This window comes from Roseivirga sp. (assembly GCF_965216855.1).
In the GTDB taxonomy this organism is placed as follows: Bacteria; Bacteroidota; Bacteroidia; order Cytophagales; family Cyclobacteriaceae; genus Roseivirga.
The window spans coordinates 4173501-4185619 of record NZ_OZ244204.1; the positions used below are offsets into that span (position 1 = coordinate 4173501).

At 43.4% G+C, this 12119-nt stretch carries 10 protein-coding genes; 5 read left to right on the forward strand and 5 right to left on the reverse strand.

Features of this window, described 5'->3' with window-relative positions; translation table 11 throughout:
• The first annotated feature begins 18 nt into the window (after positions 1–18).
• The 5 genes from ACOOEY_RS18405 to ACOOEY_RS18425 all read left to right on the forward strand — a co-directional run bounded on the left by ACOOEY_RS18405 (position 19) and on the right by ACOOEY_RS18425 (position 5129).
• Positions 19–2319: a TonB-dependent receptor gene (locus tag ACOOEY_RS18405; protein ID WP_420386193.1), complete on the forward strand. Its 2301-nt coding sequence runs from the start codon at positions 19–21 to the stop codon at positions 2317–2319.
• A complete protein-coding gene (locus ACOOEY_RS18410; RefSeq protein WP_420386194.1) occupies positions 2319–2786 on the forward strand; it encodes a thioredoxin family protein in 468 nt (155 codons plus the stop codon). The genes ACOOEY_RS18405 and ACOOEY_RS18410 overlap by 1 nt, the downstream gene beginning before the upstream one ends.
• A 75-nt stretch (positions 2787–2861) precedes the next feature.
• On the forward strand, positions 2862–3656 hold the full coding sequence (locus tag ACOOEY_RS18415; protein ID WP_420386195.1) for a transporter: 795 nt from the start codon (positions 2862–2864) through the stop codon (positions 3654–3656).
• A gap of 6 nt (positions 3657–3662) precedes the next feature.
• Entirely contained in the window at positions 3663–4571 is a 909-nt protein-coding gene (gene ctlX / locus ACOOEY_RS18420) for a citrulline utilization hydrolase CtlX (protein WP_420386196.1), read from the forward strand.
• A gap of 195 nt (positions 4572–4766) precedes the next feature.
• Positions 4767–5129 (forward strand): hypothetical protein, encoded by a 363-nt coding sequence (locus ACOOEY_RS18425; RefSeq protein WP_420386197.1) that lies wholly within the window; start codon positions 4767–4769, stop codon positions 5127–5129.
• Between the two features lie 339 nt (positions 5130–5468).
• Here ACOOEY_RS18425 and ACOOEY_RS18430 read toward each other — a convergent pair whose 3' ends face one another.
• The 5 genes from ACOOEY_RS18430 to ACOOEY_RS18450 form a co-directional block, all read right to left on the reverse strand.
• Positions 5469–8132 (reverse strand): ABC transporter permease, encoded by a 2664-nt coding sequence (locus ACOOEY_RS18430; RefSeq protein ID WP_420386198.1) that lies wholly within the window; start codon positions 8130–8132, stop codon positions 5469–5471.
• Positions 8090–8422, reverse strand: coding sequence for a PadR family transcriptional regulator (locus ACOOEY_RS18435; RefSeq protein ID WP_420386199.1), 333 nt, complete (start codon positions 8420–8422; stop codon positions 8090–8092). The genes ACOOEY_RS18430 and ACOOEY_RS18435 overlap by 43 nt, the downstream gene beginning before the upstream one ends.
• 572 nt (positions 8423–8994) lie before the next feature.
• Positions 8995–9318: a GreA/GreB family elongation factor gene (locus ACOOEY_RS18440; protein WP_420388667.1), complete on the reverse strand. Its 324-nt coding sequence runs from the start codon at positions 9316–9318 to the stop codon at positions 8995–8997.
• Positions 9319–9824: 506 nt separating this feature from the next.
• Entirely contained in the window at positions 9825–10298 is a 474-nt protein-coding gene (gene greB / locus ACOOEY_RS18445; RefSeq protein ID WP_420386200.1) for a transcription elongation factor GreB, read from the reverse strand.
• Between the two features lie 323 nt (positions 10299–10621).
• The gene (locus ACOOEY_RS18450; protein WP_420386201.1) at positions 10622–12109 is read right to left on the reverse strand and encodes a S10 family peptidase; all 1488 of its coding nucleotides are present in this window, start codon (positions 12107–12109) and stop codon (positions 10622–10624) included.
• Positions 12110–12119 lie beyond the last annotated feature (10 nt).

The window sequence follows — 12119 nt, forward strand, 5'->3', positions numbered from 1 at the left end:
CATCATTTGAATTGATTTATGCTATATCAACAGGCCAGAAGCGTACTTTTTTTACTTCTTTTGATGGGGAGCTCTCTGACGGTGCAGGCGCAGAGAGCCAGAGTGTCCGGGCATGTGCTTGCGGATGAATTTCCACTCGCCTATGTGAATGTTTTGGTTGATGGTACCAGTCTGGGAACATCAACAGATAGCCTGGGCAGATACGAGATCAGAGGCCTGCAAGCCGGAACTTATACACTACAATTTAGCTTTGTCGGGTTCATTGCCGAAAGCAGAAAAATCAACCTTTCACCGGGAGAATCTTTGACCCTGAATGTCTCGATGAAGGAGGATCAGCAGTCATTGTCTGAGGTGGTGGTTACCGGTACCTTGAAGGAAATAACCAGGATGGAAAGCTCTGTTCCCGTGGAAGTTTATAGCCCGAAGTTTTTCAGGAAAAATCCAACTCCTAATATTTACGATGCCCTGCAAAATGTCAACGGTGTCAGACCCCAATTGAATTGTAATATTTGTAATACAGGAGACATCCATATCAACGGACTGGAAGGTCCATATACTTTTGTGTTGATCGATGGGATGCCGATAGTCAGTGGACTTTCCACAGTCTATGGATTATCGGGAATTCCTAATTCTCTGGTCGAACGTGTAGAGATTGTGAAAGGACCTGCTTCTTCACTTTACGGTAGTGAGGCAGTAGGAGGACTGGTGAACATTATCACAAAGAAACCCGGCAATGCACCGCTTTTGGCATTTGATATGTTTGGTACTACCTGGCAGGAGTATAACCTGGACCTGGGATTAAAACTGAATGTAGGAGAGAAGGCCACTTCCCTGACCGGTGTAAACTATTATCTCTATGATAACATTATGGACCAGAACAATGACAACTTCACTGACGTAACCTTGCAGGACCGAATATCTGTTTTTCAGAAGTGGAGTTTCAACCGAAAGGATCATAAACTGTTCACTCTTGCCGGAAGGTACTATTATGAAAATCGCTGGGGAGGAGAAACCCAATGGAATGAGTCTCATCGTGGTGGTGATGAAGTTTATGGAGAAAGCATCTACACCGACCGATGGGAGCTACTGGGTCAATATCAGCTTCCTACCACAGAAAAGCTCATGCTCTCCTTTTCCTTCAATGCACACGATCAGGATAGTCGCTATGGGGAGACAGTATACGATGCTATCCAGCGAATTAGCTTTACTCAGCTGAGTTGGGACAAGCAGTATGGTCTGCATGATTTACTCCTTGGAGCCGCTTATCGTCATACTTTCTATGACGACAACACACCTGCTACGGCCCGGATGGATGGTAATGATGTATTGAACCAGCCGGATAGAATTAAGCTCCCGGGTGTATTCATCCAGGATGAGGTCACTTTTGAAAATAATAACAAGCTGTTGCTGGGTCTGCGATATGACCACAATAGCAGGCATGGTGGTATATTCACACCGCGTATAGGCTATAAATGGGCCATTTCTCCTGATCAGTCCTTGAGGTTTAATGCAGGAACCGGATTCCGTGTGGTGAATCTCTTTACTGAAGATCATGCTGCGCTAACAGGTGCCAGAGAGGTCATTATCGCCAATGAACTGAAGCCGGAGAAGAGTTATAACTTCAACCTGAACTATCTGGGCAATTGGTACACCAATTCCGGAATTTTCATTGGTCTTGACATGAGTGCTTTCTACACCTACTTCACTAACCAGATATTACCGGACTATGAGACAGATCAGGATCAGATTATTTATGATAACATCGATGGTTATGCGGTAACCAATGGCTTTAGTGCCAATCTGGATTTTGATTTCAATAATGGGTTCAAACTATTAGCTGGGTTTACCTATCAGGATGTGTTTACCAGAAATGATGGAGTAAAGAGGCGTCAGCTGTTAACAGAACGGTTTTCCGCTACCTGGACAGCATCCTATACCTTTTCCGGCCTGCCCCTCACTGTTGATTATACCGGAAAACTGTACAGTCCGATGGAGCTACCCTTGTTAGGTGAACTTGATCCAAGAGACAAGTTTTCTCCATGGTGGAGTTTGCAGAACATTCAGCTGACCTATACCCATAAAAAAGTAGAGTTTTATGGTGGAGTAAAGAACATATTCAACTGGACTCCTGATCAGGAGGTGCCTTTCCTTATTGCCCGGTCAAACGATCCATTCGACAAGCAGGTGAGATACGATAACCAGGGTAATGTGCAGGCTACACCAAACAATCCATATGCGCTAACCTTCGATCCGACTTACGTGTATGCACCTAACCAAGGGATAAGAGGCTTTTTCGGTATCAGATTTTCAATTGACTAATGAAGAAGTTTTTGATCATATCGTTGATGATTCTGGGGCTTCAGCAATCCTATGCCCAGCTCAATACCTGGTCATTCGAATCTATCGACAGTTTACAAAAAGTGGAGGAAAGAGATGTTATGGTCTTTCTGCATGCCCCCTGGTGTCGTTATTGCAAAGTGATGGAAAGGAGTGTTCTGGCCAACAAGCAAGTGCAGGGGGCACTGAATAATAACTTCTGGTTTGTGAGTTTCAATGGTGAATCTGAAGAAAGCATTCAGTTCATGGGACAATCTTTTCATTTCAGGCCTACAGGAAAGGGGACCGGAATTCATCAGTTAGCCGAGGCTATAGGAACAGTTGATGGTAAAGTATCTTTTCCTACTGTGGTAATTTTAAGTGCTGATGGTGAAATCAGGTTTCAGCACAATGCCATGCTCAATAAAAAGCAGATGCTGGTACTCAGCAGTCAGCTAACAGAGCGATAATTTCCTCTTTTTTGGCAACAATTACTCTTCAGGAAGTCTTTTCTACTCAACCGTCATTTAATACCTTAGCTGCGCATGAAAAAAATAGCCTTTTCATTTACTCTACTCATTGGCCTGATCCTGAATTTTGAACTACAGGCCCAGGATAATATTTATACAGATCGTCCTACACAAACTACTTCTGCGGCCGTAGTGCCGATTGGAGCATTTCAAATTGAAACCGGCTTTTATATTTCTGAATTCAATGACTTTTTCCCGGGTAATTTTGCGCCCAATCTGAAATTCCAGAACATTTCCATTAACAACACGCTGCTGAGATATGGAGTGAGTAATAAGCTGGAGCTGAGATTCTATCAAGAACTTATCAAAAGCAGATTTATCACCGATGGATCTGTTTCTGAATCCAATCCGCTTAGCCTGGCACCCACATTTTTCGGGGTGAAGTATAACATATTGAAAAATAATCCTAAATGGCCTGATATCGGTATTTTGGCAAACCTTGGAGGAGGGATTTTCGACAATATCGGTACGGGACTTCAAACAGAGATCAGGCTTTTGCTAGATGGCTCTTTGCCCGGAGAGTTGGCACTTTCTACGAATGTGGGCTGGGCTGCCAGCAATGAGTTCGAGAGTAACTCGGCTGTATATACCGTTGTGTTATCGCGAAGTCTTAATGAAAAACTGGCTGTTTTTATAGAAGCCTATGGGGCCATTCCAGACAGAGGTCCTGAGAATCATTCAATGGATGCAGGATTAACCTACCTGCTTAATTCCAGTCTTCAACTCGATGTCTATGGAGGAACAGGGTTGTCGAATGGGTCTGCCAATCTTTTGCTTGGCTTTGGTTTAAGTAAACGCTTTTTAAAATAGAAATGTATGAGGCAAGCTGCCGCGAAAATTATGATGGTTCGACCAGCTCATTTTGGTTTCGATCCATCCACTGCTATTACTAACTCTTTTCAACAGGCCGAAGGAGCCGAACAACAACACAGTATACAACAAACGGCCATTGATGAGTTCAATGAGGCCGTAAACACCCTGCGTACCCATGGGGTAGATGTTGTAGTGATTGATGATACTGACGAACCCAAGAAACCCAATGCAGTATTTCCTAACAACTGGGTCTCATTCCATGATGGCAGGGTAGTGCTTTATCCCATGTTAGCAGAAAACCGCAGATGGGAACGAAGGGTAGACTTGCTCGATCAATTAGTGGATGAAGGTGTACCCGTAGATGAGATCATTGATATCTCAAAATATGAAGAGGATAACAAGTTCCTGGAAAGCACAGGTAGTGTGGTCATTGACTATGAAAACGACCTGGCCTATGCATGCCTTTCTTCCCGTACAGACAGGGATGTGCTGGATAAGCTTTGTGAGATCAATGGCTATGAGCCGGTACTGTTTGAATCATTCAATGTTGAAGGTGTAGCAGTATATCATACCAATGTAGTCATGTGCATTGCCAGCCAATATGCCGTGATATGTGCTGAGTCCATTAAGGAAGATCAGCGCTTTGATGTGATTAGAACACTTGAAGAAACCGGTCACGAAGTAGTGGAGATAACCATGGAGCAGATGTACCATTTTGCAGGCAACATGCTGGAGGTACTTGACGATGCTGGTAAATCTACACTCATCATGTCGCAAACCGCCTACGATAGCCTGTCTCAGTTCCAGATAGATAAGCTTTCAGGTTACTCCAAAATTGTAACTGTACAGATTCCTACTATTGAAAAATTTGGTGGTGGAAGTGTCAGATGCATGATGTGCCGGGTAGCTTAAGCTTTGCTTTTATTCTTCTTACTGCCGTTTCACGGGTGTTTTTATTGGGGTGAATTCGTAAGTACCTACAGATTATTTCCCCGGAAAACGTGATGCATAAAATTATCTGTAACTAGCTGATATTTAAGGGGTAAGGTTTGAATTTATTGAAATTACCTCTACCTTTGCACCCGCTTTTGAGAGAGGGGTTTGTGAATGATTGAGGTTAAAGTGGTTGATGGGTTGAAGCTGGTTTCCGGACGTATTGAAGGAGACCTGACCAAAGAAATCGCCAGAAGGTATTTTGAAGAAGTAGGGAAGTTAGCATATCAGAATGGGTTGAACAGAGTTTTTACTGATTTGCGAGAGGCGAACCTGAAGGCAGATGAACATGATATGAGCGAACTATCTCAAGAGCTTGCTCAGCTAGGATTGGCTTCCTCTTACAAGCGTGCAGTGGTTGTGAGAGAAGATGTAAGAGGGTATAAGCAGTGGGAGAATCATTGTCTAAGCGCAGGATTTAAGAAAATGCGCTTGTTTGTAGATGATGAAGCAGCGTTAGAGTGGTTAGCTGGGTGATGATTTGAGGCTGTCAATGAGTTGACAGCCTCTTTTTTTGTCCTAAAGATGAACCAGAAAGCTAAACTTCAGCCTTGATTGTTCAGCAAGATTAGTAGTACATGGTATCTAGGCAGATCCCTCGGCTCCGCTCGGGATAAGAAAGCAATGTATCCTTTCTCCGAAGAACAAGATTTATATGAACATTGCGAGTTTTAGCCTTAATCTTTGAAACTTTGGTAATCCATCCTTTTCTATCTTGAGTGTAGCGAAAGATCAGCTCAGCTAAAGCAGAGATCCATTTCATGAATCGACTTTGCTAGAAGCATAAAATTACAAGCCAGAAAGCCGAACTCACATTTAGTCATCCCTAAGGGTGGCAGCCGGATTGGTTCCAATGGCCTTGATTGCCTGCCAGCCTATGGTCAATACGGCAACACCTATTAATCCAACTGCAGTAAAAAAGAATATCTCAAAGCCGAAACTGGTGCGGTAGGCAAACATATTTAGCCAGATGGCATTGCCATAATAGGCCAGCGCGAAACCTATAATCAGCGCAATGACCAGCATGACCACGAAGCTCTTAGAGAGCATTAGCACTAAGGATTTAATATTAGCCCCCAATACTTTTCTGATGCTTACCTCTTTAAGTCTCGCCTGAATGGCAAAGGCAGAGATGCCCAGAAGTCCCATAGCGGCAATACTGATGCTCAGAACGGCTATTAAACCAATAATATATAGAATGTCATAGAAGAAGGCATTGAATTCATCCTGATGAGTCTGGAAAGTCTTAGCACGTAGTTCATGGTTCTTGTCAAATTCATTCCACACCTGATCAATTTGAGCCATTTCGTCTGTGATATCATAACCCAATATCTTCACCTGGGCAAACTGGAAATCTGCTGGCTCATAGCGGAGCATAAGTGGGTTAATATTACTGATAATGAATTCATAGTTGTAATCTTTAACCACGCCAATAATGTTCTTAGCAATTGAATCGCTTTCCACAAACAAGGTTTGGCCTAAGGCATCCAGAGGACTTTCAAAGCCAAGTGCACTTAATGCCTGTTCGTTGATGATCAATGATGTTTTGTTGAGACTTTCTGCATTCTGTTCGAAATTTCTGCCGGCTATCAGCTCCAGGTTTAATTCCGGGATGTACTGCTCGTCAATAGAATAGTAATTCATGGAAATACTTTCATCTTCTGTTTGTCTCCACACCGGTTGTGCATAAGATACCCCTGTATTCGGGATTGAATTAGTCGCTGCGATTTGTTCCACAAAAGGAAGCTTTTCGAGCTCTGTCTTCAACAGGTCGTAGTCTTGCCCTTGCAGGTCTACCACAATGATGTTTTCTTTCGTATAGCCATAGTCTTTATCGACAATGAAACGAATCTGTTTGTAGACCAGGAGGGAAGAGACAATCAATACAATAGAGATCACGAATTGAGTGACAATCAGGGTTTTGCGTAATGCCCAGCCGGATAGTCTTTTTTTGTTGATGGCTCCCTTCATGGCATTCAGTACATTGAATGAGGCCAGATATAGACTAGGGAAGAAGCCGGTAACTAATCCAACCAAAACGGCAAAGCCAATAAATTGCAGGTAGCTCTTGGGGGTGAGTTCAAGATCCCAGTTGAGCAAAGTGCTCATTTGAAGTCCTTCAAATGCCGGGATCAGGAATTGGATAAAGATGAACGCTAAAACCAGTGAAATAAGGCTCAGTAGAACCGACTCTACCATGAATTGGAAAGTGAGTTGATTTCTACGTGCCCCCATTACTTTTCTTACCCCAACTTCTTTAGTCCTTGTCATGGCTCTGGCCGCTGAAAGGTTGGTATAATTAAAGGCAGCACAAACAATGATAAGTCCCGCCAGAATAGCTAAACCATAAACGAAGAAGGTTGGCATACCATCTCCAATTTGGTTGCCATAGAGAGGGCCAGGAGTAATGTCAGTTAGCTTTTGAACAGTAAAATCAGCTCTATATTCGCTGTTATCATCGTAGAATTCATTTCTTAATCCATCAAGAATAGGTTGTAATTGCTCAATACTATAACCTTCTTTCAAGCTGAAGTAAGTCCAGGTGCTGCTGCCATTTTCCCAATCATCGACTCCACGAAAGCTGTATCCTCTTTTTTCAAGAGCAGGAATACTGCTTACTGAAGCAAAGGCATCGAAACGAATATGGGTTTTGCCCGGGAGCTCTTCAAGTACGCCTGTTACCTTATAGGTTCCCATATTGCCCACCTTCATGCTCTTACCAATGGGGTTTTCTCCGGGAAAGAACTTCTCGGCAATAGCAGCCTTCAATACCACAGAGTTAGGCTCTGACAGAACTGTAGCCGGATTACCCAGTCTGAGAGGGTAATTAAACATCTTAAAAGTGGCAGGTTCTGTATAATAGCCGATTAGCTCAATGGACTTTCCGTTTTCTAACACTTCTCCACTGAAGCGATGGAAATTGGTGATTTCATCAAAACCGGCAAAACGCTCCTGAACTGTAGCTGCCAGAGGTTGCGGAATAGTGGCCATTGGAACACTTAGCCCCACATCCCGATCGTGAGTAAAGCGATAAATATTATCCTTATTGGGATGAAACTGATCGTAGCTCAACTGATCGTTGATCATCAGAATAATAATCAGGCAAACAGCCATTGAGACCGAAAGTCCCAATACATTAATGGCTGTAAAAGCACGGTTGCGCACCAGGTTTCTAAAACCTACTTTGAAATAATTACTAAGCATTGACATGTTGTTGAATTTTGAGTTTGTTGACCGTTTGAGTGTGTGTCTGTTCATAAATCGGATCACATCGATCCAGTATTTTCGATTGGCTTTTCTTCTGCCATATTGCTCATAGTTGTCTATAAAGCGCTCATAAAGATCGCCACCAATGGTTTCCTGCATGCGTTCATTGCAGTACCAGAGGAAGAACTGTTCAGCTTTTTTTGGAGGATCAATATCGTAGTGTTCTTCTGTCACCAGCCGAACTTCATCACATAATCTGGTATCATGTTCCATACACGCATTCTGGCATCTCGGGCTTCGACCAAAGCCTGTTTGCCTTGTGCTGTAATGACGAAAATTCGCTTTCTCCGGCCCCTACGGTTGCCTTCAGCATCACCAATTTTTGACTCTACCAATCCCTTTTCTTCCAGACGATAGAGGGCAGTATGTACACTGCTCATGGTTACTGATCTGTCGAGCTCCTTTTCAATGGCTTTCGTAACGGAAAGGCCATAAGCCTCTTCATGTTGAGCTGCTACAAAGAGCAAGACTATTTCCTCGAATTCTCCGATCTTATGATTCATTTTTACCCATTTGTAAAACAAAAGAATAAAAACCGATTTAAAGCCGCAAGGGAAGGGGTGATTATTTTTTACCCAATTGTAAAATAATTAAATCGAAAGGAGGTACATCATGATGGTTGCAGAGTAATCTGTTTTCTATCTTGAGTGAAACGAAAGATCTGCCAAAGTCCTCACTGCACTTGAGATGGAAAGGCCTAGACAGTATGTCACTTAAGTATGCTGAAAATGGTACAGACTGGTCTTCGTTTGTAACGAGGGCCTCTTATCCTTCGAAAGATTCTGAAATAAATTCAGAATGACGTGTCGGGAGATGGTCTATGTACATTGACAACTGGCTATAGCCGCTTTCATCCTCGTTAAACGCGGATGAGTTGAGCATACTGGCATGGTCGATCAATCGGTGAAGACACTGATTGTGGCAACAACAGGCTAGGCCCTTGATGACCTTTTAATGGAGTACATCATGATGGTTGCAGAGTAGTCTGTTTTCTATCTTGAGTGAAACGAAAGATCTGCCAAAGCTTGAAAGAGCAGTAAGGTTCCTTGCTACACTCAGGATGGAAAGGGTTATCTCACTTCTGGTATTCGATGTTATGAATCTTCCAGGTGAGCGTGGTGGCAGGTGTTTTTACTTCAACCTCATCACCCACCTGTTTTTTGAGTAAGGCCTGAGCGATAGGGGAGTCTATGGAGATATAATCTTTCATGCCAATCAGCTCTTCATAGCCCACAATGCGCAGTCGTTTTCTAAGTCCCAGGTTGTTTTCAATGTCTATCCAGGCCCCAAAACCATAAGTATGCTGAAAGTAGTACAGACTGGTCCTTGTTTGTAACGAGGACCTTTGATCATTCGAGAGATTCTGAAATAAATTCAGAATGACGTGTCGGGGGCTGATCTATGTGTATTGACAACTGGTTATAGCCGCTTTCATCCTCGTTAAACGCGGATGAGTTGAATATACTGGTATGGTCGATCAATCGGTGAAGACACCGATTGTGGCAACAACAGGCTAGGCCCTTGATGACCTTTTAATGGAGTACATCATGATGGTTGCAGAGTAGTCTGTTTTCTATCTTGAGTGAAACGAAAGATCTGCCAAAGTCCTCGCTGCACCCGAGAAGGAAAGGCTGTGGCAGTATGTCACTTAAGTATGCTGAAAATGGTACAGACTGCTCCTTGTTTGTAACGAGGACCTCTTATCCTTCGAAAGATTCTGAAATAAATTCAGAATGACGTGTCGGGAGATGGTCTATGTACATTGACAACTGGCTATAGCCGCTTTCATCCTCGTTACAAACGAGGATGAGTTGAGCATACTGGCATGGTCGATCAATCGGTGAAGACACCGATTGTGGCAGCAATAGGTTAGGTTGCAGATGACTTTAGGGGGTACCCGTTATCTCACTTCTCGTATTCGATGTTATGAATCTTCCAGGTGAGCGTAGTGGCAGGTGTTTCTACTTCAACTTCATCACCCACCTGTTTTTTGAGTAAGGCCTGAGCGATAGGAGAGTCTATGGAGATATAATCTTTCATGCCAATCAGCTCTTCATAGCCCACAATGCGCAGTCGTTTTCTAAGTCCCAGGTTGTTTTCAATGTCTATCCAGGCCCCAAAACCCACTTTTCCTTCCTGGTGAGGATGGTAATGGATCACCTTAAAGTCATCAATACATTTGCGTAGATAGAGGATGCGTCTGTCAATTTCACGAAGACGCTTTTTGTTGTAGTGATAATCGGCATTCTCTGATCGATCCCCCAGGCTGGCCGCCCACGAGACTTTTTTAGTGATTTCAGGACGTTCAACTTTCCAAAGAAAATTCAGCTCCTCTTTGAGTTTTTCCAACCCTTCTGGCGTGATCATTCCTGTTCTCATATTCGATGAAATTCTTGCTGTTGAAAACTAAACGGCTGCAAATATAATTAGCTGTACCTGGTCTTTCGTCTCGGAAGACTGTTTTCTATCTCGATCGTCAAGGATCTACCGATTCTTTTGTCTATCCGACTGAACTTAAATTAATTAACCGTTTTCAACTGATAAAAGCTTGTAGCTTGTTCCTTGGAACTACCTGGTCCGATTTACATTATGGATGCCAGTCTAATTCAAAAAATCTAAGATTATTCAGAATACAAAAAAAGGAGCCGAAGCTCCCTTTTCTGATTTCCTTTATAGATCAATTGACTCTAAATCAACCGATGCTAATACTTAGCCGGTGTTCCCGCTGGCGGTATGCTGTTCTTGATGAACTCACGAATATCATCATTGGCTTTGGCCAAATCTTCTGCTCTCAGGTACATCATGTGTCCACTGCGATATCCTTTAAAGCTCATTCGGTCTTTCAGTTTACCACTAGGGTCTAAATGCCACATGTTGTACTTGGCATTATAGTAGGTGGTGGCTCCATCGAAATAACCGGATTGTGTCATTACATGCAGGTATGGGTTCATGGCCATAGCCTGACGCAGATTCTCACCAGTTCTGTCGCCACTTCTGTCCCAGGGGTTAACCGGGCCGAACATGTTGTATTTAAGGTCAGTATAATAATTCAGTACATTCGGGAAGTAGTAGTTGATAGCCGGGGTGAATGAATGCAACCATGAAGTAAGTTCTGAATTGAAGTCCGGGCTGGTTCCGGCATCCATTCTATCGATTCCCTTATAACGTGAGTCAAGTCGACCAACGGTATGACCTTCGTGACGCAAGAGGTCTTTCCAGAAGAAGCTTTCCGGAACATCCAGGTTATGTTGACGAACTACCTCTTCATCAAGTCCAGAGAAACGGGCAAAGTTCTTAATCGCGTCTTCCTTTTCACTATCAGATACCCATGCACCTTTGGCAATAGCCGGGAGTAGGTGGTTCTGAGTATAAGACTCAGACATCTCCAGCACTTCCAGGAGGTCCTTACTCTGCAGGTCAGATGGTAGTTGTTTGTGATACCAGGCTGCCGCTGTGAAATAAGGCAGTCTGTTGGCCATTTCCACAGGACCGCTTCTATCTATACCCAGTTCTGTAGGAGATACGAGGATAACACCATTCAGATACATCCAGTGATTGTTCTGTAAAGCATAAGAAAGACCTGATACACGAGTAGTTCCGTAGCTTTCACCAATCAGGTACTTAGGACTGTTCCAACGGTTTGCTCTGGTGACAAAAGTGTTGATCCACTCGCTCAGGTAGCGAATGTCCTGATTCACACCAAAGAATTGTCTTCTGTCGGCCTCAGGGTCTACAATACGCGAATAACCAGTATTCACCGGGTTCACAAAAACGATATCTGCTACATCGAGGATGGAATGCGGATTGTCTTTTACACCATAAGGTTGAATAGGGTAGCCTTCATCATCAATCTTAAGGATTTTAGGTCCGGTATAGGCCAGGTGCATCCAGACAGAGGCTGAGCCAGGGCCACCATTAAAGCTGATGACCAATGGTCTTCTGTCCTTATCACTCACATCCGTACGCTCGTAGTAGGTATAGAATAGGGTAGCAACGGGTTTGCCATCGTTATCCCAAACCGGTTGAGTTCCGGCAGTGGCTTTATAAGGTACTTTTTTACCTTTAATGGTTACCTCATGCTGAGTTACCACAGCAGATTGTACCGGAATACGTCTTTCCGAATCCTGAGCAATAGCTGAAACCGCGAGCAGCATCAGCATTGCAATTGTCCATAGTTTAGTTGTCTTCATTTCTGTTTAG